26 protein-coding genes are annotated in these 24605 nt (G+C 42.7%); 12 read left to right on the top strand and 14 right to left on the bottom strand.

Annotated elements, in window-relative coordinates:
- Nucleotides 1-510 precede the first annotated feature (510 nt).
- Nucleotides 511-1050 (top strand): stage V sporulation T C-terminal domain-containing protein, encoded by a 540-nt coding sequence (locus tag ACYQ0H_RS11375; RefSeq protein ID WP_459812951.1) that lies wholly within the window; start codon nt 511-513, stop codon nt 1048-1050.
- Between the two features lie 373 nt (nt 1051-1423).
- Here ACYQ0H_RS11375 and ACYQ0H_RS11370 read toward each other — a convergent pair whose 3' ends face one another.
- From ACYQ0H_RS11370 to ACYQ0H_RS11355, 4 genes are all read right to left on the bottom strand, one after another.
- Nucleotides 1424-1744: an AzlD domain-containing protein gene (locus ACYQ0H_RS11370; protein WP_459812950.1), complete on the bottom strand. Its 321-nt coding sequence runs from the start codon at nt 1742-1744 to the stop codon at nt 1424-1426.
- Nucleotides 1741-2472: an AzlC family ABC transporter permease gene (locus tag ACYQ0H_RS11365; RefSeq protein ID WP_459812949.1), complete on the bottom strand. Its 732-nt coding sequence runs from the start codon at nt 2470-2472 to the stop codon at nt 1741-1743. The genes ACYQ0H_RS11370 and ACYQ0H_RS11365 overlap by 4 nt, the downstream gene beginning before the upstream one ends.
- A gap of 123 nt (nt 2473-2595) precedes the next feature.
- Nucleotides 2596-3495, bottom strand: a complete 900-nt coding sequence (locus ACYQ0H_RS11360; RefSeq protein WP_459812948.1) for a helix-turn-helix domain-containing protein — start codon at nt 3493-3495, stop codon at nt 2596-2598.
- Nucleotides 3496-3687: 192 nt separating this feature from the next.
- A complete protein-coding gene (locus tag ACYQ0H_RS11355) occupies nt 3688-5655 on the bottom strand; it encodes an NAD(+) synthase (RefSeq protein ID WP_459812947.1) in 1968 nt (655 codons plus the stop codon).
- Nucleotides 5656-5943: 288 nt separating this feature from the next.
- Between ACYQ0H_RS11355 and ACYQ0H_RS11350 the strand changes: the two genes are divergently transcribed.
- Nucleotides 5944-6423 (top strand): SH3 domain-containing protein, encoded by a 480-nt coding sequence (locus ACYQ0H_RS11350; RefSeq protein WP_459812946.1) that lies wholly within the window; start codon nt 5944-5946, stop codon nt 6421-6423.
- Between the two features lie 176 nt (nt 6424-6599).
- On the opposite strand, the gene ACYQ0H_RS11345 is transcribed toward ACYQ0H_RS11350, so the two are convergent.
- From ACYQ0H_RS11345 to ACYQ0H_RS11330, 4 genes are all read right to left on the bottom strand, one after another.
- Nucleotides 6600-7022 carry a GNAT family N-acetyltransferase gene (locus tag ACYQ0H_RS11345; protein WP_459812945.1) on the bottom strand — a complete coding sequence of 141 codons (423 nt, stop codon included), beginning with the start codon at nt 7020-7022 and terminating at the stop codon, nt 6600-6602.
- 63 nt (nt 7023-7085) lie between these two features.
- Entirely contained in the window at nt 7086-7811 is a 726-nt protein-coding gene (locus ACYQ0H_RS11340; RefSeq protein WP_459812944.1) for an amino acid ABC transporter ATP-binding protein, read from the bottom strand.
- Nucleotides 7798-8490 (bottom strand): amino acid ABC transporter permease, encoded by a 693-nt coding sequence (locus ACYQ0H_RS11335; protein ID WP_459812943.1) that lies wholly within the window; start codon nt 8488-8490, stop codon nt 7798-7800. The genes ACYQ0H_RS11340 and ACYQ0H_RS11335 overlap by 14 nt, the downstream gene beginning before the upstream one ends.
- A 66-nt stretch (nt 8491-8556) precedes the next feature.
- On the bottom strand, nt 8557-9342 hold the full coding sequence (locus ACYQ0H_RS11330; protein WP_459812942.1) for a transporter substrate-binding domain-containing protein: 786 nt from the start codon (nt 9340-9342) through the stop codon (nt 8557-8559).
- A gap of 270 nt (nt 9343-9612) precedes the next feature.
- Here ACYQ0H_RS11330 and ACYQ0H_RS11325 point away from each other — a divergent pair, with 270 nt between their 5' ends.
- The 3 genes from ACYQ0H_RS11325 to ACYQ0H_RS11315 all read left to right on the top strand — a co-directional run bounded on the left by ACYQ0H_RS11325 (nt 9613) and on the right by ACYQ0H_RS11315 (nt 12924).
- Nucleotides 9613-10326, top strand: a complete 714-nt coding sequence (locus tag ACYQ0H_RS11325; protein WP_459812941.1) for an amino acid ABC transporter permease — start codon at nt 9613-9615, stop codon at nt 10324-10326.
- A gap of 18 nt (nt 10327-10344) precedes the next feature.
- A complete protein-coding gene (locus tag ACYQ0H_RS11320) occupies nt 10345-11112 on the top strand; it encodes an amino acid ABC transporter ATP-binding protein (protein ID WP_459812940.1) in 768 nt (255 codons plus the stop codon).
- A gap of 180 nt (nt 11113-11292) precedes the next feature.
- Complete coding sequence (locus tag ACYQ0H_RS11315; RefSeq protein WP_459812939.1) at nt 11293-12924, top strand: potassium/proton antiporter; 1632 nt, start codon at nt 11293-11295, stop codon at nt 12922-12924.
- Between the two features lie 67 nt (nt 12925-12991).
- On the opposite strand, the gene ACYQ0H_RS11310 is transcribed toward ACYQ0H_RS11315, so the two are convergent.
- Together ACYQ0H_RS11310 and ACYQ0H_RS11305 are read right to left on the bottom strand one after the other, a co-directional pair.
- On the bottom strand, nt 12992-14251 hold the full coding sequence (locus ACYQ0H_RS11310) for a cation:proton antiporter (RefSeq protein ID WP_459812938.1): 1260 nt from the start codon (nt 14249-14251) through the stop codon (nt 12992-12994).
- A gap of 264 nt (nt 14252-14515) precedes the next feature.
- Nucleotides 14516-15043 carry a GtrA family protein gene (locus ACYQ0H_RS11305; RefSeq protein WP_459812937.1) on the bottom strand — a complete coding sequence of 176 codons (528 nt, stop codon included), beginning with the start codon at nt 15041-15043 and terminating at the stop codon, nt 14516-14518.
- Nucleotides 15044-15207: 164 nt separating this feature from the next.
- Between ACYQ0H_RS11305 and ACYQ0H_RS11300 the strand changes: the two genes are divergently transcribed.
- The 6 genes from ACYQ0H_RS11300 to ACYQ0H_RS11275 all read left to right on the top strand — a co-directional run bounded on the left by ACYQ0H_RS11300 (nt 15208) and on the right by ACYQ0H_RS11275 (nt 19495).
- Nucleotides 15208-16458, top strand: a complete 1251-nt coding sequence (locus tag ACYQ0H_RS11300; protein WP_459812936.1) for a hemolysin family protein — start codon at nt 15208-15210, stop codon at nt 16456-16458.
- A 1-nt stretch (nt 16459) separates the two neighbouring features.
- Complete coding sequence (locus ACYQ0H_RS11295; protein ID WP_459812935.1) at nt 16460-16951, top strand: hypothetical protein; 492 nt, start codon at nt 16460-16462, stop codon at nt 16949-16951.
- A gap of 13 nt (nt 16952-16964) precedes the next feature.
- Nucleotides 16965-17318: an MmcQ/YjbR family DNA-binding protein gene (locus ACYQ0H_RS11290; protein ID WP_459812934.1), complete on the top strand. Its 354-nt coding sequence runs from the start codon at nt 16965-16967 to the stop codon at nt 17316-17318.
- Between the two features lie 5 nt (nt 17319-17323).
- A complete protein-coding gene (locus ACYQ0H_RS11285; RefSeq protein WP_459812933.1) occupies nt 17324-17509 on the top strand; it encodes a DUF6472 family protein in 186 nt (61 codons plus the stop codon).
- A gap of 117 nt (nt 17510-17626) precedes the next feature.
- The gene (locus tag ACYQ0H_RS11280) at nt 17627-18742 is read left to right on the top strand and encodes a lipid II:glycine glycyltransferase FemX (protein WP_459812932.1); all 1116 of its coding nucleotides are present in this window, start codon (nt 17627-17629) and stop codon (nt 18740-18742) included.
- Nucleotides 18743-18976: 234 nt separating this feature from the next.
- Nucleotides 18977-19495: a CarD family transcriptional regulator gene (locus ACYQ0H_RS11275; protein WP_459812931.1), complete on the top strand. Its 519-nt coding sequence runs from the start codon at nt 18977-18979 to the stop codon at nt 19493-19495.
- A 49-nt stretch (nt 19496-19544) separates the two neighbouring features.
- Here ACYQ0H_RS11275 and ACYQ0H_RS11270 read toward each other — a convergent pair whose 3' ends face one another.
- From ACYQ0H_RS11270 to ACYQ0H_RS11260, 3 genes are all read right to left on the bottom strand, one after another.
- Nucleotides 19545-20783: an ROK family transcriptional regulator gene (locus ACYQ0H_RS11270; protein WP_459812930.1), complete on the bottom strand. Its 1239-nt coding sequence runs from the start codon at nt 20781-20783 to the stop codon at nt 19545-19547.
- 146 nt (nt 20784-20929) lie between these two features.
- On the bottom strand, nt 20930-21181 hold the full coding sequence (locus tag ACYQ0H_RS11265; protein ID WP_459812929.1) for a YdbC family protein: 252 nt from the start codon (nt 21179-21181) through the stop codon (nt 20930-20932).
- A gap of 63 nt (nt 21182-21244) precedes the next feature.
- Nucleotides 21245-23119 (bottom strand): lipopolysaccharide biosynthesis protein, encoded by a 1875-nt coding sequence (locus tag ACYQ0H_RS11260; protein WP_459812928.1) that lies wholly within the window; start codon nt 23117-23119, stop codon nt 21245-21247.
- 255 nt (nt 23120-23374) lie between these two features.
- Here ACYQ0H_RS11260 and ACYQ0H_RS11255 point away from each other — a divergent pair, with 255 nt between their 5' ends.
- Nucleotides 23375-23500, top strand: a complete 126-nt coding sequence (locus ACYQ0H_RS11255; RefSeq protein ID WP_459812927.1) for a hypothetical protein — start codon at nt 23375-23377, stop codon at nt 23498-23500.
- A 59-nt stretch (nt 23501-23559) separates the two neighbouring features.
- Here the strand turns inward: ACYQ0H_RS11255 and sleB are convergent, their stop codons facing one another.
- Complete coding sequence (gene sleB, locus ACYQ0H_RS11250) at nt 23560-24186, bottom strand: spore cortex-lytic enzyme (protein WP_459812970.1); 627 nt, start codon at nt 24184-24186, stop codon at nt 23560-23562.
- Between the last annotated feature and the right edge of the window lie 419 nt (nt 24187-24605).

Here is a 24605-nt window from a genome sequence, read left to right as displayed (position 1 = left end):
TTTATATAGCAAAATTAATATCCTCAGAGCGTAAAACTTTGAGGATATTTCAATTATATAATAATTTTAATGCTGTTTGACCGCTTCGGCAGTGTATCACTCTTTTTTCACTGTCAAGCGAACTTGGAAGAACCTTTGTAACCGCCACTTCAAACGCAGTATGCTGAACTGTGTTCATAAGCGTGCCGATAGCGTTTACATCAGAAACATTCCGCTCTGTTCTGTTAAACCCTGCACAGAGCATTGTCAATACATAAAAGTTTTGCATTGTTTCTCTTTTTCTATATAAAAAGCGGAGCAAGACGCGGTAAAATACGAAGCCGATACTATAAATGCTTTCTCATTCTGCGTATAAAAATAAAAAAATACCTGAACATAATAATATTATTCCTTAAAACCGTATAAACAACCCTGAAATTCCGACAAATTTTTTTGCCGACAACAGAATAATCTTTCCATATCAGCAAACAATACTATTACAAATTTGACTAAATACATGGAGGTTCAGATATGAAAGCAACAGGAATAGTGCGCCGCATTGACGATTTAGGGCGTGTTGTAATACCAAAGGAAATAAGAAGGACAATGCGTATTAGGGAGGGCGACCCTCTTGAGATCTATACAAGCAATGACGGCGAAGTAATTTTCAAAAAGTATTCTCCGGTAGGAGAGCTTACCGAGGGCGTTTCACAGGCGGCTGAAGTGATTTCCAAGCTTGGAAACGCTCCGGCAGTTATATTTGACAGGGATCATGTCGTAGCCGTTGCGGGAGCGCAGAAAAAGGAATACAGCGAAAGGCGCAATTCTCCCGCTCTGGAGGATATTCTTGAAACAAGAAAAAGCTACTTCTGGGACGAGAATACACCGCCGCTGCTGCTTATAGAGGGCATTGAAAGTCCGGCAATTGCAGCGGCGCCTATTATTTCCGCAGGAGACGTTATCGGGGCGGTTGCGTTTATTAAAAATTCAGATGATATCAAGCCCGAAGAAAACCATAGCCTGCTTGTAAAGGCGGCAGCAATGTTTTTGGGAAAATCAATTGAGGGATAATAAAAATGAAAAGGACTTGTTCCGGTAAATTATACGGAACAGCCCTTTTTTATTAGCATTATTTTATATCGTCATATCAGAGTATAAGATATTTATACTCCAGATCTAATTGGATTTAAATAATCGGCTGTATTCAGACAAAAACGGCCGCAGCAATGCTTCTTGAAGGATAAAAAAGCGGGGCGAACCTCCGATTCGGATTTCGTCCCGCATTTGCGGTTCAATAAGCTGCATCGTCACGTCATTAAACAAATAGCCTGGGGCATTAGTCCCTTAGTTTTTCAGCAGGAGGTACAATCTTCTGCTGAAAAATTAAAATAGGACCCGCCGCCGACTCTGCGAATCAAAGTTTTGAGGAATGGGAAGATAGGTATTATATATTTATCATTTCCGCTGCGAGCTGGGCAATATAAGCTGCTCCGCTTGCCGCCAAAGCAACTGTTATAAGCGAACGGTTGAAAAATGCAAGTACAAACGCCGTAATCAGTCCGGCACAGGCTGAGATCATACTTCCGGTCGAATAAAACGCCGCCGGAATCGTCATTGCACCAAGCACCGCATAGGGTACATAATAAAGAAAACTCTGCACAAGCCTCGACTGGATTTTTCTGCGGAAAACCATAATAGGAAGCATTCTTATTATATAGGTAACTCCTGCCATTACGGCTATGTATAAGATCAGTTCTGTGTTCATTTGCCGCCTTCCTCGCTTTCTGCGTCTTTGAGCGGGAAAAATACAGCGCCGGCAAAAGCGGCGAGAACTGTGCAGATTATAATGGAAAAGCCCTGTGAGATACCGCTGAAAACAGGTATGTATTTAATACAGCAGCTTGCAGCAGCAGCGGCGGCTACTACGCACAGCACCCCGAGGGCCTTTCTTGCCGCAGGAACAAATATGGCAATAAACATTCCGTATATTGCAATTCCCAGCGCCGCCTTTAAATGTTCGGGTAGAATTTCTCCTGCCGCTCCGCCCAAAAAAGTTCCCATACTCCAGCATATGAACGGCAGAGAGATCAGCCCTGACATGTAGTGCTTTGAGACCTCATGGGTCTTTCCCGAAGCTACAGCAAAAATCTCGTCGGTAATTCCGAACGAAACTCCCAGCCTTGACAGCGCTGTAAAGCCTTTATCAAGCTTCTGCGAAAGTGAAAGGCTCATAAGAGCATATCTTATATTTATCACAAGCTGTGCAAGAGCCATTTCTATGTAACCTCCGCCGCCTGCGATAACGGCGATTCCTGCGACCTGACCTGCCGAGGTCAGATTTGTCATAGAAATTATTACCGCCGCCAGTACTGAAAGTCCTGACGATACCGCCATTATTCCGAATGAAAAGGATACGGACAGATATCCCAGACCTATGGGAATTCCATCCTTCAGCCCCTTTATAAAATCCCTGCGGGCATTTGACTTGCTCATTAAATAAAATCTCCGTTCTGAATATAAAATCCTCATTGCACAAATGCAGGGCGAACATAAAAATGAACGCCCGGCTTAAGGTAACAATTGTCCGACAGCTATGCGCAGTACTGTCCTGAAGAATCATTTACGGCTTGAGCTTTCTATAATACCGACAATTCCGCACAGCAAACCGCCAACGAGAAACGCTATCCAGTTAATATGCCACATATTCCATACAAGACCTGTTACCAGAAAGAACATAACTGCAAGCAGCATTATGATTCCGTACCATTTCTGATAGGCGGAATTTTCAGCTTGCTTCTTTTCCTCGGGCATATTTTCACGGTTGAATTTTTCAACGTCAAACTTATCCCTCTGCATTCCGGCATAGCTCATCAGCGTCGCTCCGATTGAGCAGCAGAAAAGGAAAAAGGAATTTTCAAACGCCGCAGCAAGACCCGTTTCTCTGCCGTTTAGTATAAACTCGTCAATTCCGATTGTAATAATAAGTCCGAAAAGTATAACGCCTATTCCCACCGCTATAAAGGCAGGAAATTTTCTTTCAAACGCTTTTATCTGTTCCGCTTTATAAACAAATCTGACAGTCGGATTGTTTTTGCAGAAGCTTTCATGGTTAATACCGCTTACTACAAAAATCAATACGGAAATCAGCACAAATGTCATGAAAACTATTCCCGTAATTCCGTCCTTAACGCCTGACCCATTCAGAAAACCTGCAACGGAAACTCCGAATATGATGGTAAAAACTCCTGAAGCAATGCTTTTTGCAAAGCTGTTCATGTGTTTGTCGTAATCCTCTGCATTATCCGCCAATTCAGTTTCTATGCTGCCTTTAACAAGCGTGTCCATCGAGCATGAAAACATATCGCACATCTGCAAAAGCTTATCCATTTCAGGAAAGCTTACATCCGACTCCCATTTTGACACCGATTGTCTGGAAACATTCAGCGATTCCGCAAGCCTCTCCTGCGTCATATTTTTTGACTTTCTTAAGAACTGCAAATTTTGTCCAAAGCTCATAATGTAAACCTTTCTCCGTCAAAAATTTCAGCAGAACCGATATAATGACGGGGCGGCTCCGCTACGGTCGGACCTCAGCCCTTCCATAGCTGAATCATAACATTGCGCCAATGTCCCCCGCCACCAATTTTGTGTTGCTTTTAAATATTTTTGTGTAAACTTGCGGTTGCAAAGTCGTAGATACGCCGTTTGTTAAGACTCAAGGCTTTCTGCCTGCTTATACCAGATATTCACAGATGCATCGCTTGGCATTCTCCAGTCGCCCCTCGGAGAAAGCGTAACCGAACCGATCTTCGCTCCGTCAGGCAGACAGGAACGCTTAAACTGCTGAGAGAAAAATCTCCAGTAGAACTTTTTAAGCCATTTTAGAATGGTTTCATTATCATAATCGCCGTCAAAGGCGTATCTGGCAAGGCGATAAACCTTTTTCGGCTCAAAGCCCCAGCGTATTCCGTAATAAAGAAAGAAGTCATGAAGCTCGTAGGGACCTACAAGATCCTCTGTTTTCTGTGTCATTTCCGTGCCGCTTTCGTCAGTAGGCAAAAGTTCAGGTGAAACGGGGGTATCGAGTATATCAAACAGAACCTCTGAAAGCTCCTTGCTTGTACAGGTTTCGGCGTAATATTTAACGATATGCCGTACCAGCGTTTTCGGCACGGAGGCGTTTACTCCGTACATCGACATATGGTCGCCGTTATAGGTCGCCCAGCCAAGCGCAAGCTCCGACAGATCTCCTGTTCCGACTACAAGTCCGCCCACCTGATTTGCAATATTCATAAGCACCTTTGTACGCTCTCTCGCCTGTCCGTTTTCAAATACCACGCTGTGGTCGTTTACGTCGTGTCCGATGTCCTGAAAATGCTGCAGAACCGATTTGGTAATATCGACCTCTCTGAACGTTACGCCCAGCGCTCCGCAGAGGATCTCGGCGTTTGAACGTGTTCTTTTGGTTGTTCCGAAGCAGGGCATTGTTACCGCTGCAATATCGGTATGAGGACGTTTCAGGAGATCCATAGCCGTTACGCACACCAGCAAGGCGAGCGTCGAGTCAAGTCCTCCCGAAATTCCGATAACAACGTTTTTTGAATTTGTATGTGCAATTCTCTTCATAAGTCCGTGGGACTGCATTTGCAGGATTAGATGACAGCGCTCGTTGCGCTCGGCAGTATTTTGCGGAACGAAAGGGTTTTTAGGAAGTTTTCTTGTCAAGGCGGTTTCTGATATATTTAAAGTAAATCCTTCCGTTTGAATATCATCTAAAAAGTTTTCGGATTTTTTGTAGAAACTCCATTCTGCACTTTCGGGGTATGTGGAGGTCTTTCGCCTTTCAAAGGCAAGCTTTTTAACATCTATTTCAGAAACGGTGATCTCATTTTCAAACAGTCTGCTTTCCTTTAAAATTGTTCCGTCCTCAGAAATAAGATTATGTCCTGAGAAAACCATATCCTGAGTTGATTCTCCGTTTCCGGCAGAGCAGTATATATAGCCGCAGACAAGTCTTGCCGACTGGTTTGAAACAAGCTGACGGCGGTACTGCTCTTTGCCGATAACTTCGTTGGAGGCGGAAAGATTGCAGATAATAGATGCTCCTGCTTTTGCAAGATAATTTGAAACAGGGTCGGTAGCCCAAAGATCCTCGCATATCTCAAAGCCTACTGTCAGTTCCGGTATATCAAAGCATTTAAAAACAGTCTGATCCACAGCCACCCGGGTATCCTGTCCGCCCCATTTTTGAAGGTCAACTGACGCTCCGCCGCCGCAGTATGATGTAAAATGTCTGGCTTCGTAGAATTCATTGTAATTCGGAAGATGAGTTTTCGGAACAAAAGCCAGAATTTCACCGTCCTTCATGACCGCCGCACAGTTATACAGCTTGCCCATAGCCTTAACGGGCAATCCTACGGCGATAAGCATATCGAGTCCTTCGGACGCTTTTGCGATTTTTACGCAGCCCTCCATTGCCTTGTCAAGCAGAATGTCCTGAAAAAACAAGTCCTGACAGGTATAGCCTGTTATGCACAGCTCGGGGAAGACAGCGATCTTTACGCCCTTATCTCTGCACAGATCGATCTGCTCAATAATTTTTGAAACGTTGAAATCAACGTCAGCCACCCGAATTTCAGGTGTGCAGGCGGCAACCTTTACATATCCGTCCTTCATAGCGAAAATCTCCTCATAAAAAATCGAAATATTTATACTTAGTATACCACATTAAAGGTGAAAATGCAACATATCAATAAATAAGGGCATTTGAATATGAGCTGCAAGGGGATAGGATCATACATCGGTGAATAAAAGAATTTTATTCCGACAACAATAAAAAGGACGCATTGTAACCGTTTTTTAATTGACTTACTGCTTTATAAATTGTATAATTAATGTATCACAGTCGAAAAATATCAGATAAATTATTTTAAAGTATAAAAATTGAAAGGAGCTTCCTTTTTAATGGACGGCAAAAATAAAAAAACCACCCAAAGCCAAGGCTTGCCGGAGGCTGTAAAGGGAACGATTGCGGTCATGCTTACCGCTCTTATCGTAGTTATTATAACTATGCTTTTTGCAAGGGGCTTATTTATATCGAACGCTTCCGATGCCGACCGAAAAACAGGCTGGCTTACTTCTACCGAACCGCTTGAGACTACTGCGGCAACGACTAAGCAGAAGGTCACTGAAACCAAAAAGAAAACCACAACCAAAAAAAGCGAGGACGATCCGTATCAGAACGGCGGCGAAGAACTTGGCGAAGCTACGGTCATGACGGTAGTCAGCGCAGTATATCTTCACCCTCAGCCGACGTCAAGCTCCGAAAACCTGCTGGTAATACCTCAGGGAGCGACTGTTAGGGTATACAGGAATGAAAACGGCTGGCTGTATCTTGACTACAACGGACAGCAGGGTTACGCTTATTATACATTCTTCCAGTAAAGAAAATAGTTTGGGGACGGCCGCGAAAAGCCGTCCCCTTTATTTTATTCACAGTACAGAGCTACCGGACGAGTACGAACCGCCGACACTGTATTCATTGAAAGCGCTGAGGCAGAAGCCGACTGTTCTGAATATGCTATCACATAATATAAAAACAATGCAGACGATCGGTATTATTAAAGCGTTTTGATCATTGTAACATGAGGGCAGGATTCGTCCATATGAAGATCCCCCTGGCTTTTATAGCCAAGCTTTTCGTAAAAGCCCTTTGCTCTCAGCTGAGCGGAAAGAGAGATCTTATCAGCGCCCTGTTTTCTTGCTTCTTCTTCAAGCACGGAAACTACAAAAGAGCCTATGCTTTTCCCGCGGTATTCCTTTATTACGGCAATACGACCGATAATAAATCCGCCGTTTTCCTGAAAAAGCCTGCCTGTTCCTATGGGTTTTAAACCGTCGAATACTGCGGCGTGAACTGCGGTTTTATCAATATCGTCAAACTCCATTGTAAAGCCCTGTTCCTTAACGAAAACTTCTTCCCTTATAAGTCTGGCTTCGGGAAGGGATTCAAGACCTCTGCTGCATTTTACCATATAGCTCATTATATCATCTCCGGTGTAAAATTTACGGCAGACTGCTTTAAACAGACCGCCGCATTGCTTTTATTAAAGTACCTTTGAAAGGAAATCTTTGGTTCTTTGATTCTTCGGGTTGGAGAAAAACTCCCGGGGAGGAGCTTGTTCAAGTATTTTCCCGTCGTCCATGAACATTACTCTTGAAGCTACCTCTCTTGCAAAGCCCATTTCGTGGGTTACTACTATCATTGTCATGCCGTCCTCTGCCAACTGCTTCATTAGATTCAGGACTTCTCCCACCATTTCCGGGTCAAGCGCTGAGGTCGGCTCGTCGAACAGCATTACCTCGGGATTCATGGCTAGCGCTCTTGCAATAGCAATTCTCTGCTTTTGTCCGCCGGAAAGCTGTCCGGGGTAATTATCCGCCTTATCAGCTAGCCCCACCTTCTCAAGCAGCTCGTCAGCTTTATCGTCGGCTTCTTCCTTGCTCATAAGCTTCAGCTTTACCGGAGCGAGAGTTATATTCTTTCTGATAGTTAGGTGAGGGAACAGGTTGAAATGCTGAAATACCATGCCCATTTTCTGACGCATCAGATTGACTTCACGCTGATGCATTGAGGTTATATTTGCACCGTCTATATAAATTTCGCCGGAAGTAGGCCTTTCCATAAGGTTAAGACATCTCAGAAAGGTGGATTTTCCTGAACCGGAAGGACCTATAATAACGACCTTTTCGCCCTGTTCTATATTTTCGGTTATATCCTTCAGAATATGAAGCTCGCCGAAGGATTTGTTAAGGCCTTTAACGTCTATCATTTTTAGCGAGCCTCCTCTCAAGCCTTGAAACAAGAGCCGTCATTACCATAACCATAACAAGATAAATAAGAGCGACGGCAATAAGGGGCAGAAAAGCCTCATATGTCTGCGATCTTATAAAATCTCCGCCCTTTGTAAGATCGGCAATTGCGATATATCCCGCTACAGAGGTTTCCTTTAGCAGGACTATGCATTCGTTCGCCAGTGACGGAAGCACGTTTTTGAACGCCTGCGGCAGGATTATGTAGATCATTGTCTTGGAATAGTTAAGTCCTAAGCTTGAGCCTGCTTCAAACTGTCCGTTGTCTATAGACATTATTCCGGAACGTACTATTTCAGCAACGTAAGCTGCCGAGTTAAGTCCGAACGCAAGCACGGCAACGAAGATTTTATTTATAGCGACCGAGCCGAAGACTACAAAATAAATGATAAGCAGCTGAACAACGACGGGAGTTCCCCTTATTACCGTAAGGTATATATGAGCGATAATGTTGGCGATCTTCAGCTTTCCCGTTTTATCGTGGGTAGTTCTTATGACCGCAATTATAAAGCCCAGCACCATTCCGAGGATAACTGCGAAAAATGTAATGATAAGAGTCGTTTTCAAGCCGTCGGTCAGATATGTCCATCTTGCTTTTTCAATAAATGTGTCCTTGAATTTCTGAAAAAAATCGTTCAATGACTGCACTCCCTTTAACAAAGCGAAAGGCTGTCCGCACAACAGAGGATAGCCTTTTTAAGCTTATTAGTCTTTTCTGACAATAACGACCTGAGTTGCGGTCGTATAGGAATCGGTAAAGTTTACGTTTTTCAGTCTGTCCTCCGTAACGGTAAGTCCTGCCGCTCCGACATCGGCTTTACCTGATTCTATAGCTGAAATTATCGAATCAAATTCCATATTTTCAATAGAAAGCTCATAACCGAGAATATCACAGACTGCCTGCATCATATCTGCGTCTATACCAACGACCTTATCGCCGTCAACGCTTTCGTAGGGAGGAAATTCGGCGTTTGTTGCCATTACAAGCTTGCCCTTGGGATATGCAGTGCCTTCAGGGGTCTTATACGGAGTTTTTCCGGCGTCCTCGCCTATCCAGTTGTTTATTATTTTTTCAAGAGTTCCGTTTTCTTTAAGGGTCTTAAGCGCTCCGTTTATTTCCTCGGTAAGCTCGCTGTTGTCTTTCTTAACGGCTATAGCGTATTCCTCTACAGCAAAAGCGTCATCAAGAATTTTCAGATCTTCATTCTTGGAAACAAAGACCTTAGCAGGCTCGTTGTCGATAAGCACTGCGTCTATCTTGCCCTGCTTCAGCGACTGAACGGCATCCGCTCCTTTATTGAAACGCTCTACCTTTGCGTCCTTTACATCTGAGGTAGCATAGATATCTCCTGTAGTTCCCAGCTGAACTCCTATCGTTTTTCCTTCAAGGTCGTCTACGCTGTGAACGGTATTTTTGGCAACGCTTCCGCATGACGCCAGCAATGAGACCGAAAGCATTCCTGCGATAACAGCTGAAATTAATTTCTTCATAAAATTCATATCCTTTCAAACATATTCATATAGCCAATGTCAATATTACTTATAATTATAAATCATTCGTCAATGTTTTTCAAGACCTTTTTTAACATATTTGATATACAATTTATTAATAGCGGAGTATAAGATCTTAAGTCTATGGATACGGAAAAGAGTTAATGAAAAGTTTATAGCTTTAACAGGCTGACGGGGCAGCGTGATTGTTGACTAAATTCGGGGTATGATGTATAATTATAAAGAATATTGAATTTGGTGGTGCTTTAATTGAGTTTTGACGATATATTGAATGTCGGCGGTATACTTCTTGAATACCTTCCTAATACGCTGAAGCTTTTCTTCTGGACGCTCGTTATCTCAATACCGATCGGGGTAATAGTAACATGGCTGAAGAAATGCAGGTTCAAGCCGATATCCTGGCTTACGAATCTGTATATACTTATAATGCGCGGAACTCCGCTTATGCTTCAGATAATTGCCGTTTACTATGCAATACCTATGCTTTGTGCCTCAGCCAGAAAGGCGGGTACGTCCAACTGGTTCTATGAGCTGCTGGGAAAGGTAAATACAAGAGATGAAAATTATATGTTTACCGCTCTTGTAGTTGCTTTTGCACTTAATTATGCGGCTTATTTTGCAGAGATTTTCAGAGGCGGGATAGAGTCTATACCCAAGGGGCAGTATGAAGCGGCGTCTATGCTGGGAATGAGCAGGCTTCAGACATTTTTCAGGATAGTGCTTCCTCAGGTAGTAAAGAGGGTCATTCCTGCGACCGCCAACGAGGTCATCGTACTGGTAAAGGATACTTCTCTTGCAAATGTAATAGCTTTTGCGGAGATCACTCTGAAATCCAAGCAGATGATGAATACCTACAGCTCGATAGCTCCGCTTTTTGTCGCAGGTCTGTTCTATTTTGTACTGAACGCAGTAGTTACTTTTGCTTTTGCGTTTATTGAAAAGAAATTCAACTATTATAAATAGAAAGGGAAGGATAAAAAAATGACGGCTTTAGAGGTTAAAAACCTTTCCAAAAACTTCGGGGAGCTTCAGGTCCTGAAGGACATATCCTTTAACGTAGAGCAGGGTCAGGTCGTAGCTGTAATAGGCCCTTCCGGGTCGGGTAAATCCACGCTTTTAAGATGTATTAATCAGCTTGAAAGAGCGGACGGCGGAGAGATAAACGTCTGTTCAATGAATATGGTCAGGACAGTAAATAACAAAGCGGTCTACGCTCCGTCTAAGACGCTTAGGGAAATAAGACTGAAAATAGGGCTGGTTTTTCAGAATTTCAATCTGTTTCCGCATATGTCGGTAATGCAGAATATAATCGAAGCGCCTGTTCATGTTTTAAAGAAATCAAAAAAGGACGCTGTTTCCGAGGCTGAGGTACTGCTTGAAAAGATGGGACTTTCAGAAAAGGCGGCGGCGTATCCCTGCGAGCTTTCCGGCGGTCAGCAGCAGAGGGTCTCTATAGCAAGGGCTCTTGCATTGAAGCCCGAAGTACTTTTTTTCGACGAGCCTACTTCGGCTTTGGATCCGGAGCTTACCGGGGAGATATTAAAGGTGATCAAGGAGCTTGCGGAGGAAAAAATGACAATGGTCATAGTAACTCACGAAATGGCGTTCGCAAGAGATGTGGCTGATCACGTTATCTTTATGGACGGAGGATATATCGTTGAGGAGGGACAGCCGGAGGAACTGTTCGGAAATACTCAGAACGAGCGTACAAGGCAATTTTTGCAGAGATATAATAATAACGGAATTTAGGGGCTTTGCACCGCGGCGGATAAGATCTGCTGCGGTTTTTGTTTTTCAAGACTCAATGATTCTTATGGGCAGTCTGGGAGCAGGAATGTAAAAGCTTTGTAAGTTATCTTATATCTGAGCTTTATATCGGTTGAAAACGCCCATAAAAAATGCTATAATATAAACGGAAAGGAGCGATTTATGGCTTTATATCTTACTGTAGGCGCAGCTATAGCGATCATCTGCGTTGTTTTTAACAAAATTTCCAACAAAATAGGAGTACCGATGCTATTTGCCTTTATTCTTCTTGGAATGCTCTTTGGCTCTGACGGATTATTTAAAATACGTTTTGAGAACTTTGAATTTGCTGAGAAAATATGTTCGGTATCGCTGATTTTCATTATTTTTTACGGAGGTTTCGGAACTAAGTGGTCAAGCGCAAAAAAGGTAGCGGCTAAAAGTCTGCTGCTTTCCTCCGCAGGTACCTTGCTTACAGCATTCCTTACAGGACTTTTCTGTCATTATGTTCTCAGGTTCTCAATGGCTGAGAGTATGCTGGTCGGAGCGGTTTTAAGCTCGACGGACGCCGCTTCGGTATTTAATATACTGCGTTCTAAAAGCCTGAACCTGAAATACGGCACTGCTTCGGTCCTTGAGCTTGAAAGCGGAAGCAACGATCCTTGGGCGTATATGCTGACGATAATTGTGCTTTCGGTAATGAGCGGAGGAGTATCCGGCTGGAAAACTGCATATATGCTGTTTGCTCAGATATTTTACGGACTTGGTATCGGCGTGCTTATTGCGCTTGGTGCAGTCTGGGCGCTTAAAAATATTGAATTTGAGTCAGACGGCTTTGATACTATTTTTATTGCGGCGGCTGCGGTATTATCATATGCTCTGCCTGCACTGGTGGGAGGCAACGGGTATCTCAGCTGTTATCTTGTCGGTATCGTACTGGGAAACAGCAGAATAAAGAATAAAAAAGCTCAGGTTCATTTCTTTGACGGACTTACAGGACTTATGCAGATACTGCTTTTCTTTCTGCTCGGACTGCTGTCGTTTCCGTCGCATATACCAAAGATCATAATTCCTTCCCTGCTTATAGCGGCGGCGCTGACGTTTATTGTAAGACCAATAGCTGTAGGTATTCTTATGCTTCCTTTCAGGGCTAAGCTTGATCAGATAGCCGTTGTTTCATGGGCGGGTCTAAGGGGAGCGACCTCTATAGTATTTGCAATACTTGCTACTGTATCAGACGCGTACACTAAAAGCGATGTTTTTCATATAGTTTTCTGCGTCGTTCTGCTGAGTATAGGCATACAGGGAACGCTTCTTCCTAAGGTTTCGCAGTGGTTTGGTATGATAGACGATGAAGAAAGCGTAATGAAGACATTTACCGATTATTCAAATGAAACGGAAATTCAGTTTATACGTCTTAATATAAAGAAAGCTCATCCTTGGATAGACCTGAAGATAAAGGAAATAAGCCTTCCCCCGGATACGCTTATTGTAATGATCTCAAGGGACGGGAGAACTGTTATTCCCAGGGGAAGCACCGTTATCTGCGAGGGTGATGTTCTGGTGCTCAGTGCGGTAGGTTATGAATCAAAGAAACCTGGGAATCAGCAGCTTTTGCTTTCGGAGGAGGAGATAACGCCGTCCCACGAATGGGCAGGAAAAACCGTTTCGGAAACCATTCCCCGCAATGTTCTGGTTGTTATGATCAAGCGAGGAGGAAAGACCGTTATACCTAACGGCAATTCAAGAGTTAAGCCGGGAGATGTTCTGGTGCTTCACACTGCTGAAAGGGAGCTGCTGGGACTTGAGCAGTAACAAAGAAAACGTACGGACACAAGCTGAGTCCGTACGTTTTATGTTTTATAAGTATTTCAGATGAGCTTTATTCTTCGGAAAGATCCTGAAGCTCTTTTTCATATTCAGCAAAGCCTTCAATAGACTTTGTTATTTCATCGCTTGAGGGAGCAGAATGGTCGTTCCTGAACACCAGCTTCAGCAGTATCGGGGTAATGATCGTTGTAGCTACGACCATTATTACTATAGGAGCGAATACTTCGTCGCCCATAAGACCTATCTTTTGTCCTTTGGCGGCAACGATAAGGGCAACCTCTCCGCGGGAGATCATACCTACGGCGATCTGAACAGACTCCTTATTTGTATACCGGCATAGCTTTGCGCCTAGACCGCAGCCGATTATTTTAGTCATGACCGCTATTACAAAAATAAGAACGGTAAAAAGTACAAGTGTGCCGGACATATTCATCTTTGTCATTTTAAGGCCTATACTTGCAAAGAATACAGGGGAAAGGAGCAGATACGACATGGTTTCAAAGCGGTTTGAGATATACTTTACTCTCGGGCTGTTTGAGATAGCAAGGCCTGCAACGAATGCGCCGGTAATATCGGCTACTCCGAAGGCTCTTTCAGCGATCCATGCCATCAGCAGGCAGAATACAAAGGAAACTATAACGTGACGGCGAAGGTCCTTTTTATCACGGTTTCTCCATTTTTCAAAAACAATATGGTAAAGGATTGCAGAAAGTACTGCAAAAACAAAGAATCCAAGGATCTTGAGCAGTACAGTCCATATCTTTACTCCGTCGCCTGCAAGGCTCGTAACAACGGTAAGCGCAATTATTCCCAGAATATCGTCTATAAGCGCCGCTCCGAGAATAGCGTTTCCGGCTCGTGTGGAAAGCTTTCCAAGCTCCTTAAGAGTTTCAACGGTAATTGAAACAGAGGTTGCTGTAAGAACGATTCCGATAAAGATAAACTGGAGAGTTCTTGAGGTAGGCAGATTATCGTTTGCGCCTATATTGAACGCCCACGCAAGTCCGAAGCCTCCCGCAAGGGGAACGAGAACTCCGAGCAGAGCGATAAGGAAAGACGCCTTTCCTGTTTTTTTAAGCTCAACTATATCGGTTTCAAGTCCGGCGGTAAACATAAGCACAATAACGCCCAGCTCAGACAGCTCGGATATAAATTCTGTTTCCCTGACTATTCCGAGAACTGCCGGGCCGAGAATAAGTCCCGCGCAGAGAGCGCCCACTACCTGAGGAAGCTTTATACGCTTTGTAACAAGTCCGAGAAATTTTGTTGACAGCAGAATAATAGCTATAAAGAATATGTAATCATACTCCATTTTTTGATCATTCCTTTCCGGAAAAAGCCGAAGCGGCACAAAAATTGCGATCCGCAGAATATTATCTGCAAATCGCCTTTGATTTCAATTCCAGTTTCATATTATACAGCTTTGTTATGTTTTTGTCAATCTTTCGATGCGAATTTCGCTTAATTAGCCAATTTAATTTTTGAAAAAAAGGTTTTCAAATGCAATATGCACAATAGCTCTTTGTACGTTAAATAATCGGCTTATGAAATTTAAAATAAAGTTTTTAAATAAGGATCATGCTGTTTTTTTAAATACAAAAAGCTTGCTGATAACATAATTAAGAACCAGCACAACTACCGAAGCGATTATCTTCATTGGGTTTTCATTTATGCTGAGAGCCTGAACGCCGATATTCATCATTACTGTTTCTACGATAAGAGTAAAAATCCTCCCCCCGTAAAATGCCGCGGCTTCTCTGAAAACAGCCTTTCTTCCGTAGGATATTGACTCAAATACCCAGATCCTCGCAGTTACATACGAGAAAGTAACGGCGCAGATCCATGATATGATATTGCTTACGGTAACCGCCGTATCTACAGGTATGCCGAATATTGATATATCAGGCAGCTTTATAAGTGCTGCGGCGATAAAAAACGATACAAAGCTTATAACGGTAGTCCATGCTCCGAAAAACAGATAGAGTAATATTTCCTTGTTTTTTCTGTAAATAGGTTCAAATTTCTTTAAAAAGCCGCAGCTCATTATTCTGTCAAAGATGTCAGGCTTTTTTTCTTTTGCTTTTAATTCTTCCTTTTGTTCCATTGCTTCCTCCGAATTTATTTTTATGGATCGTTCCGCTTTAACAATTATACAGCATATTTTTATTAATTTCAAGTTATTATTGATTTTCAGCAGAAAATATGTTATTATAACTATATCTGAACATTTAAAAATATTAATTTTTTATCGGGAGAGCAATTTTTATTATGATACCATTTGTTATAGTGATCCTTCTTGCGCTTTCGGCGGTATGCTCCGCTACTGAAACAGCCTTTTCGTCTGTTAACAGGATAAGGCTGAAAAATCTTGCGGCGGGCGGAAGCAAAAGCGCACAGAAGGCGCTGGATATTACAGAGAATTTTGACAAGGCGCTTACTGCCATACTTATCGGAAACAACGTTGTGAATATCTGCTCGTCGTCGCTTGCCACAGTCTTTTTTACCGAAAAGTTTGGAAGCGGAAGCGTCGGTATCGCAACGCTTGTAATGACCGTATTGGTGCTTATTTTCGGTGAAATACTTCCGAAAAGTCTTGCAAAGGAAAATTCAGAGAGCTTTTCAATAGCAATGGCTCCGCTGCTTTCCGGCTTTATGTTTATTATTACTCCGCTTATTGCAGTTTTTACCGCAATAAGAAAGCTTGCATCAAAGCTTGTGGGACATAAGAACAGTCAGCCGTCTGTTACCGAGGAGGAGTTAAAATATATTATCGAGGAGATCGAGGACGAGGGAGTTCTTGAGGAGCAGGAATCTGATCTTGTAAGGTCGGCGCTGGAATTCGATGAGATAACTATAGGCGAGGTGCTCGTTCCGAGGGTAAATGTCGTAGCAGTCGAAAGAGGAGAAAGCATTGAGAAGATCAGGGAAATATTCATGGAGAATAAGTTTTCCCGCCTGCCTGTCTATGAAAAGACTATAGACAGTATAGTCGGAATTATACATGAATCTGATTTTTATGAAATGTACATCGGAGGCAGGAAGGATATTTCGGCGATCATGAATACTCCGATCTATATTTCTGAAAACAAGCGTATCTCCGAGGGCCTTCGGGAAATGCAGAAGGCGAAGATCCATATGGCTGTAGTTGTTGACCAGTACGGCGGAACTGAGGGTATTTGTACTCTTGAAGATATTATAGAAGAGCTTGTGGGTGAGATCTATGACGAGAGCGACGAGGAGGATACATCGTTTGTTAAGCTGGGAGAGAACAGGTATCAGGTTTCAGCCGAGCTTTCGGTAAGCGACTTTCTTGACAGGCTTGATCTGCCTGAGGATACTATAGAAACTGAAAGAACCTCTATGGGGGGCTGGATAATGGATATTATAGACAGAGTTCCTGAGCAGAACGAATTTATATCCTATGGAATATTCAATATGACGGTTATTATGGAGGATGAGCAGAAAATAGACAGTATAAAGATACGCATTCGTGATACAGCCGAAAAGGAGGAGAGCTGATATGCCTAAGCAGATAAAAAAGGACGGACTTAAAAGTCGAGATAAGAAAAGCCGTATAGCTGCTGTAATTTCAATGATTTGTGCATTTGCTTTCACGGCAGCGGTAATAGCGCTGATGCCTTCTCTTGTTAAGGACGGCAGCGCTGTCAAGGCGTCGGTGATCACTGCGGCTTATGCAGTTTTTACGCTGAGCTGTGCGCTTCATTCCGTGTTTTCTTTTCTTTGCTATAAAAATGAGGATAACTTCACTGCCTTGTTTCAGGGCATAGTTTCAGCCCTGAGCGCTTTTTTATGCCTTGTAAATTTCAGGTTTATGACGGTCCTTCTGCTTTCGGGTCTAAAGATGGACTCGGCGGCTCAGAAGCTTGCGGGAAATCAGACAATGACGGAATTTGTGGTTTCTCAGACCTCGGGCTGGCTATGTATGGTGATTTCGGCAGCGGCTATGATAATTCTCGGTATTCTCGGAGTGATCAGGCTTATCAGAAGATAAAGGAACGGTATTCATGACAAAGGAACAGCTTACGGAATACTGCGGTTCGCTTCCCGGAGCGGTAATCGACAGGCCGTTTACAGAAGATTTTGAAAGCGTAGCGGCAAGGCATAAAAAAAGCAGAAAATGGTTCGCTCTTCTGATGAAGCTGAACGGACGATATATAGTTAACCTAAAATGCGAGCCTATGGAGGCCGATATGCTGAGAGCGGCGTACAAGGGTGTAATTCCGGCGTATCATATGAACAAGACTCACTGGAATTCAGTTTATCTTGAAAGCGACGTTTCGGACAGCGAGTTGAAGAATATGGTATATGAAAGCTATCTGCTTACCGGCGGCGGAATAAGAACAAAAGCGAAAGGGTGATAGAAATGAGCGGTAATTCTTCATGCTGCGAAACCTGCGCCAATTACGGCTATGACGACGAATATGACTGCTATGTCTGCGATATTGACCTTGACGAGGACGAAATGCAGAGGTTTATGAGCTTTTCGGATCATAACTGTCCCTATTACCGAAACGGCGACGAATATGCGGTAGTAAGGAAGCAGAACTGACGAATCTGGTATTGTTTTGATTGAGAGCTTTGTATTTAAAAGCTATTGATTTTTATAAATTATTGTTATATAATAAGATTCAGTGCATTATTACGTTATGAGAGGGATTGTAAAAATATGGAGATAATAAATAAAAATGACGAGGCGCTGCTCAGGGAATATGAGGATTTTGCTGAAAACAGCAGATACGGAAACTTCATGCAGTCGCTGCGCTGGCCTAAGGTAAAGGATACATGGGGCTGGGACGCTGTAATTTCAAGGGATAAGGACGGCAGGATACAGGGTACCTGCCTTGTTATAATCAAAAAGATACCAATATTCGGCTGTACTTTTCTTTATGCTCCTCACGGGCCTGTGTGCGATTGGAGCAATAAGGAGATAATGCAGGATCTGTTCGAGGGTATAAAGGTTCTTGCAAAAAAGCATAAGAGCTATCAGTTTATGTGGGATCCCTGCTTTGAGGAAAAGGACAGAGAGCTTTCTGAAATGATAGTCAGTATGGGCTTTACTCATATTTACGACGCACCCGAACTTTCAACTATTCAGGCGAGAAATAACTATATGCTCAGAAATATTGAGGGAAAAACTCCTGACGAGGTAATGATGACCTTTAAATCAGACTGGAGAAACAGGATAAGAAAGGCTTCAAGAAAGGGCGTTGTATGCAGAGCCTGCGGAAAGGAAGCACTTGACGATTTTTATCCTATGATGCAGGCAACGGGAATACGGGACGGCTTTTCCATACGATCAAAGGAATACTTTGAGAAAATGCTTGACGGACTGGGCGAGGAGCATTGCCGCCTGTTCGTATGTTACCTGAAAGACGAGGAAAGCGGTAAGGAAATACCTGTTTCCGGAGCAGTTACGACTCAGTATGCCGGAAAGACCTGCTACGTTTACGGCGCTTCGTCAAATCAATACAGAAACACCTATCCGAATTATCTTATGCAGTGGACTATGATAAGCTGGGCGCTTGAGAATAATAATTTTATTTACGATTTTCAGGGTATTCCTTTTTATAAGGACGAAACTCACCCCAACTACGGAGTTTATAAATTCAAAAAGGGCTTTAACGGAGAGGTCGTGACCTATGCGGGTGAATTCTTCTATATATTTATGCCTGTAAGGAAAAGGCTTGTGGATCTTTGCGAAAAGATCGTTATGAAGCTTCACGCAAGAAAGACCAAGAAGCTGATCGAGAACAGAAATAAGGAGTTTAATACGGAGCAGTAATTCCACGCCTGACAAACTGATCAATAAAATTAATGCCGCGGAGATATAAACTCCTGCGGCGTTTTTTTACGGCTGACGTACTTTGATCGGACTGTTATACGGGTATTATAGTGAAATTGCACTCATGCGAATGTTTGTTTTGTGCAAAAAGCCCATGACAAAATTTATTCAAATATGTTATAATATAAATATAAGAATAATAATTTTATCAAACATGAAAGGAATGAGGCGGGTATGCAGCTTTTACCGGAAGAATGTGTTATGTACTCGGCGGCGGGAGTGTGCCGTTTCAAGGAGATAGTCAAGCGCTGCTTTGACGGAAAGAATGAACGCGAATATATGGTGCTGGTGCCTTACGCTTCGGATAAGTCAACGTATTATGTTCCATGTGATATGGCAGATAAAAAGCTGAGAAAGCTTATGTCAAAGGAAGAGATATATGCGCTGATCGATTCTATACCGGATATAGAGCCGTGTCTATGCGGTGACAGGAACGAGAATAAGCTTATTTTTAATACAGTTATGAAAAGCGACAACTGTGAAAAGATTTTTTCTCTAATCAAATCACTGTATCTGAAGCAGGAGGACAAGCTCAGCAGCGGAGGTCATCTTTCGGCTACTGAGGAAAACGCTATGAAAGCGGCTGAGCATATGGTTTATCAGGAATTTGCGGCGGTTCTTGGAATAGCTCCTGAAAACGTAAAGGAGTTTATTGCCGGTAGGATAGAAAACAGGCAGAAGAGCGATACATAATCAAAGGCTTCCACAGTTTTTGTACTGTGAAAGCCTTTTTCTGTAGTTATTATTTGTCAAAGCCGCCCTTATTAAAGAAAAGCTCTCTTATAGCAAGCGCACAGCCTGCAAGGAAACGGTGCTTGTCCTCTATAATCGAAGGCTCGATCTTACTGGACACAACAGTTCCTCCGATAGCCGCTACATTTTCTTTCAGCTTGTCAAAAAACTCCGCTTCGCTTGCTCCGAACTTAAAATGATGAAGAACAAGCTTCTGGGGATTAGTTGAAAAGTACAGGTTGTTGAGCAGTACCGCAGTAAGCTTCAGCGCATGATCCATTATTTCCACAACAGGCTTTTCACCTTTTTCATATGCGGCATAAATCATATCTCCTGTAACCGCCTGAGGATTTCCCTTCGCCGCCTGAAACAGAAACGGAGTGTTTTCCTTTGAGAATACTGCGCTTATTTTTCTCAGGCTAGCTTTTGGCGTAAGCTCGTTTTCAACGCAGCCTCGTCTTCCGCAGCTGCATTTTTCCGGGGACATAGGATTTATGATCATTTTATCCACGAAATTTGTGCGGTTATCATAGGACACGATAGGGTCGTTAAGATTTGTAACAACAAAATTTATATTGTTTCCGTACTGCAGGAAAGCTATGTTATGGCGGTTCGGATCCTTGCTTTTCTGGAAATCAATATTCGCCATAGCTGTTCCTTTTACGGAGTTATCGAATACCAGCGGAAGCTCGGTATAGCTTCTGACAAAGTTCTTTATCTTTGTATAATCAGGAATTCCGTCCTTTACATCAATATCAAGACGGGAATACATCGTCGGGAAAATTCCGAAGCCTATACCCAGAATGGATTCCTTATCCAGACAGTTATCTCCCAGGACTTCCCTGATAGACCGTTCAATATAATCATAAATCGTCTGACGGTCTGTTGCGGAGCTTATATTCATATTGCGCTTGTCTAGAACAGCGCCCGCAAGGGTCGAAAGTCCGACGCTTACGATATCCTCCTCAATAGTAACTCCAAGTGCAAATTTATAATGATGATTGATGTCAATGAGAATCTTTTTGCGTCCTCTCGGAGCTTTTTCGGTAACGTGTTTGTATTCTCCGATCTCCTGAATGATCCCCTGTTCTATCATTTCATTTGTAATAATAGTAACAGCGGCTCTTGTCAGCTCCAATGTTCCGGCAATATCAATCCTTGAAGTCGGACCTCTTTGCTTCAGGATCTTAAGAACCTGCATACGGTTTCTTCTTTTTAAGTCCAGCTTGCTTATTCCATGCTGTTCCATTCGGTGATTTTCCTCCGTTTATATGGATTTGAGACAGACAATCTCACAATAGTATTCTTGTAAATTATAACAGACTATAGTGAATAAAAGATCAACATTTGATTATCAATTAACATTTTAAAGATTCTTTACAAACGGTTAAAATATTAAAGAATATCGTCCTCGTTAATATCGTCCTCTATCTCTTCACCGTTAAGAATTGCCCTGAGCATATTTATATCTTCCTCTGTAAGAGTAATACCCTTGCCCATTCTCGTATGATCCGGGTTCCATTCCCTGAGGTCGTATTTAGGCTCTCTGTCGTTCCAGCTGACCATATTAAGCTCCTTGGTCCAGCCTCTTGCGTTTTCTGAGAGAATACCCAGCTGCTTTGTAATTTCAAACTTTAATTCTGCCATAATAAATTCCTCCGTATTTTTTTATATTAACAGCAATGCTGTTTTATGCGTAAATTTTTATTTTTACTTAAACATGATTTTTTCAAGCGCTCTGAACAGCTGTCTTCTAAACATAATGACAGCGGCTAAAAGCTCGAGCATCAGACAGAGTATAGCAAGATATATTCCTCCTATAAAAAACAGAAGGAGATCCGCCAAAGACGTGCATATGATAAGCTCGGAATTTCCGCGGTAAATAAGTAGCGGGATAAGTGTGCATACTGCGGTTACCGCAATTCCGGTACCTACTCCGAAAAGTCCCCAGCTTGTGAGAAATACCAGTATCATACCTGAATATACCGCAGCTTTTTTATTGAACAGCAGTCCCGCAATGACCAAAACAGCGGCGGCAGGATAGAATATGATCCCCCTTGTAAAATATGCTGCTGCGGCAAAACCGACAGCGGCTATGCAAAGAGCCGTTATGCGCTTTGCCCCCATACGTTTGATGATCTGTACTGCTCTGTTTGGCAGAAGCTTTTGTACAGCTGTCCACAGCGTTTTGAAATTAAGCAGCATAACAAGCAGAAACAGTATGGGAAGAGTAATTACAGAAAGCGTTTTTGTTCCCTTGATAAACTGAAATACATTGATCAGAACCATTGCTGCCAGCAGCAGGTTATTTATTATTATCTTTCCTATATGAAGATTAAATGGTACAAGCTTTCTGGAATCATAAGCTCTTATAATAAAAACAGTAAGATAGCTGGCAACAGTAGATATTGCTGGGCCGTACAAACCTATTCTTGGAATAAGGACAATATTCAGTCCTACATTGATTACGCCGGAAAAAAGGCTTGTAAGAAGCGAACGCTTTGTTTCCTTAGCGGCAAGGTAAATAGAACCCATAAATGTAGTAAAGCAGGAAAAGACCGAGGAATATATAAGTATCGGCGAATATTTGACCGAATCCTGAAATGCGCCGCCCAGCCATACTGAGGTCAGCGGCTGAACTATCAGCAGACAGCCTGCTGCCATAATATAAAGCAGGCATTGGTTAAGTCTGAAAACATTTGTGTAGAAATCGTTGCGGTCCTCCGAATCGTTTTCCAGGATAGCGGACATATTCCAAGCCTGTCCGAACATAAGATAAACGGTAGCGACAAGGTTTGGGATTTTATAGGAGGCTGAGAGTATACCGTTGGCTTCAGAACCCAGATAATGAGTAGTCATAAAGGAGTCCGAGCTGTTTGTTATTAGCCACAGAAGCTGAGCGGGAATAAGCGGCACGGAATATTGCAGCATTGTGTGAAGAAGCTCACGGTCAGGTTTCCTGAACTCGATATATCTCCACAGCTTTGCAGTTGCGGTAAGAAAAATAATCGAGATAAAATCGGATACTATAATAGAAAGAAGATAACCTGTATTACCCATTTTAAAGCCGCAGATAAAAAGTATTGTGCCGAAAAGAGTAAAGAAGGTTGTAACTATTCCGTTGAGCGCAAAAAGCTTGACCTTTTCAAGAGAACGTACAAATGTGGAATATACAAGCTTCAGGCTGGACATAAATATGTAAATATACAGAAGAAGCGAATATCCGCTTAGGTATTTGTCGGCAATTCCGGAAACGGTTACGATAGGAAGTATTACGGCAAGCAGCGCAAGACCGGAGAAACAGACTATGTTTCCCAGAGTAAAGACTTTCTTTTTGTCATAAGCTCTGTCAAGACCGAAACGTATTACCGCCTCGCTTATAGTCATTGTTACTATAGGCTGGAGCCAGTTGGCTATCTGAGTAATTACGTCGTTGATTCCCATTTCCTGCGGCGAAAGGTATGTGGTATATACCTTTACCAGAAGAAGGACCAGAATTTTGGAACTGAAAGAGCCTACTGCGAATATAATAGTATTTGAGAACAGCTTTTTATAGCTGCTTTGCTTAGGTGCAGTTTCAGACATGGCAGTATTACCTCTGATATAAATTAATTTGATCGTGCTAATAGCCGGACGGCGTATAAATAAGCCGTTAAAGTCCGTATTGAAAAATATTATAGCATACAATTCTTAATTTTGCAAATAATTTTTACCTGAACATAAAATAAAGACTGCTTTTTGGACGGGTGTCAAAAAAATATTTCAAAACCCCTTGAAATTTTATCGTATTTAATGTATACTATATATAAAGAGGCACATTAATTAACCGGAGGTATTTGTATGAGCAAGGGTGTAAAAATTTTTATCGCCGTTATTTCGGTTATAGGCGCAGCCGCAGCCGCTAAACTACTATGTGAAATATTCTCGACCAGACTTCACAAGTACTATCTTGTGGATAACAGCTGACGGGATCGGTTTCGATCAGAGTTTATGTAAGCGGCAGGGCGTATGCTCTGCCGTTTTTATCAGTTACAGAAGCGGTGGCTTCCGATAACCGTAACAGTCGGTCTTGAATGCATAAAGGCATTTGAAGTTTTTGCAGGATTGTAATAATAGATACAGCCGCCGGTAGGATCCCAGCCGTTAAGAGCGTCTCTTGCGGCTTTATAAGCGGAATCAGATACCGGCTCGTTGAACTGACCGTCAACGATCGCCGTGAAAGCGCCGTTCTGATAGATAACTCCTGCGAGAGTATCGGGGAAGGACGGGTGTTCTATTCGGTTTAGGATAACTGCTCCAACAGCGACCTGTCCGGTGTACGGTTCGCCGCGGGCTTCTGCAGAAATAATTCTTGCGAGAAGGTTGATGTTTGCTTCTGTGGCGCTGGGGATAGTTCCGATTGAAATTCCGAGAGCTTTGAGAGTAGCCGGACCGGCGACTCCTGTCTGCTTGATCCCCTGTTGTTTTTGAAATTTAAGCACCGACTTGCGTGTCTCTTCCCCGTAGTAGCCGGTTACTCCGACGTTGAACAGTCCCCGCTCTTTCAGCTTCTGCTGAATTGCGGTTACTTCCTTTCCGCTGGAGCCTACCTGTGACAAAGCCGGTTCTTCGTTATTCATAAAAACAAGTCCGCAGACTGCGAGCAGAGTCATAACGGTTAAGCTTATAACGGCAGTTCTGAGAAAATTATAAATTCCTGTTGATTTGTTCAATGTGAAGCCTCCTTATATAAAGATAGTAGTATTTTGCGCTGTGCAGGCTGATTTATACATGCCTCTGATTATAAAACGGCAGAAAATCAGGTAGAATTTTGAATCAATATGTACAATTTGAATAGTGGACAGCGCTTATATTCGCTTTTTGTTGAGCAAGAGTAACAAACCTGAAAAAACTCGCAAAAAAGTGTTGACATTACTCTTTACTTATGCTAAAATAAATAAGTCGCCGAAAGGCAGATATCACAAAAGAGCGAGAGGTCAAAAACTTTTGAAAAAAAGGGGTTGACAAATAAGCGAGGATGTGATATAATAGACAGGCGCTCTTGAGAGTGAAGGAAAGAGAACTGAAGACG

It is taken from the genome of Hominimerdicola intestinalis, from assembly GCF_054655215.1.
The sequence above is the reverse complement of the archived record's forward strand: the minus strand, read 5'-3'. Positions and strand labels throughout refer to the sequence as shown.

Excerpts from the sequence above, each read along its gene's own strand:
- ACYQ0H_RS11265 (WP_459812929.1), bottom strand. The coding sequence starts at position 21,181 with ATGGCAGAATTAAAGTTTGAAATTACAAAGCAGCTGGGTATTCTCTCA.
- ACYQ0H_RS11365 (WP_459812949.1), bottom strand. The coding sequence starts at position 2,472 with ATGAGCAAGTCAAATGCCCGCAGGGATTTTATAAAGGGGCTGAAGGAT.
- ACYQ0H_RS11340 (WP_459812944.1), bottom strand. The coding sequence starts at position 7,811 with ATGATAGACGTTAAAGGCCTTAACAAATCCTTCGGCGAGCTTCATATT.
- ACYQ0H_RS11255 (WP_459812927.1), top strand. The coding sequence starts at position 23,375 with ATGAGCAAGGGTGTAAAAATTTTTATCGCCGTTATTTCGGTTATAGGC.
- ACYQ0H_RS11305 (WP_459812937.1), bottom strand. The coding sequence starts at position 15,043 with ATGGAACAAAAGGAAGAATTAAAAGCAAAAGAAAAAAAGCCTGACATC.
- ACYQ0H_RS11270 (WP_459812930.1), bottom strand. The coding sequence starts at position 20,783 with ATGGAACAGCATGGAATAAGCAAGCTGGACTTAAAAAGAAGAAACCGT.
- ACYQ0H_RS11280 (WP_459812932.1), top strand. The coding sequence starts at position 17,627 with ATGGAGATAATAAATAAAAATGACGAGGCGCTGCTCAGGGAATATGAG.
- ACYQ0H_RS11350 (WP_459812946.1), top strand. The coding sequence starts at position 5,944 with ATGGACGGCAAAAATAAAAAAACCACCCAAAGCCAAGGCTTGCCGGAG.
- ACYQ0H_RS11260 (WP_459812928.1), bottom strand. The coding sequence starts at position 23,119 with ATGTCTGAAACTGCACCTAAGCAAAGCAGCTATAAAAAGCTGTTCTCA.
- ACYQ0H_RS11320 (WP_459812940.1), top strand. The coding sequence starts at position 10,345 with ATGACGGCTTTAGAGGTTAAAAACCTTTCCAAAAACTTCGGGGAGCTT.
- ACYQ0H_RS11275 (WP_459812931.1), top strand. The coding sequence starts at position 18,977 with ATGCAGCTTTTACCGGAAGAATGTGTTATGTACTCGGCGGCGGGAGTG.
- ACYQ0H_RS11310 (WP_459812938.1), bottom strand. The coding sequence starts at position 14,251 with ATGGAGTATGATTACATATTCTTTATAGCTATTATTCTGCTGTCAACA.
- ACYQ0H_RS11330 (WP_459812942.1), bottom strand. The coding sequence starts at position 9,342 with ATGAAGAAATTAATTTCAGCTGTTATCGCAGGAATGCTTTCGGTCTCA.
- ACYQ0H_RS11370 (WP_459812950.1), bottom strand. The coding sequence starts at position 1,744 with ATGAACACAGAACTGATCTTATACATAGCCGTAATGGCAGGAGTTACC.
- ACYQ0H_RS11290 (WP_459812934.1), top strand. The coding sequence starts at position 16,965 with ATGACAAAGGAACAGCTTACGGAATACTGCGGTTCGCTTCCCGGAGCG.
- ACYQ0H_RS11355 (WP_459812947.1), bottom strand. The coding sequence starts at position 5,655 with ATGAAGGACGGATATGTAAAGGTTGCCGCCTGCACACCTGAAATTCGG.
- ACYQ0H_RS11285 (WP_459812933.1), top strand. The coding sequence starts at position 17,324 with ATGAGCGGTAATTCTTCATGCTGCGAAACCTGCGCCAATTACGGCTAT.
- ACYQ0H_RS11345 (WP_459812945.1), bottom strand. The coding sequence starts at position 7,022 with ATGAGCTATATGGTAAAATGCAGCAGAGGTCTTGAATCCCTTCCCGAA.
- ACYQ0H_RS11295 (WP_459812935.1), top strand. The coding sequence starts at position 16,460 with ATGCCTAAGCAGATAAAAAAGGACGGACTTAAAAGTCGAGATAAGAAA.
- ACYQ0H_RS11300 (WP_459812936.1), top strand. The coding sequence starts at position 15,208 with ATGATACCATTTGTTATAGTGATCCTTCTTGCGCTTTCGGCGGTATGC.
- ACYQ0H_RS11360 (WP_459812948.1), bottom strand. The coding sequence starts at position 3,495 with ATGAGCTTTGGACAAAATTTGCAGTTCTTAAGAAAGTCAAAAAATATG.
- sleB (WP_459812970.1), bottom strand. The coding sequence starts at position 24,186 with ATGACTCTGCTCGCAGTCTGCGGACTTGTTTTTATGAATAACGAAGAA.
- ACYQ0H_RS11375 (WP_459812951.1), top strand. The coding sequence starts at position 511 with ATGAAAGCAACAGGAATAGTGCGCCGCATTGACGATTTAGGGCGTGTT.
- ACYQ0H_RS11315 (WP_459812939.1), top strand. The coding sequence starts at position 11,293 with ATGGCTTTATATCTTACTGTAGGCGCAGCTATAGCGATCATCTGCGTT.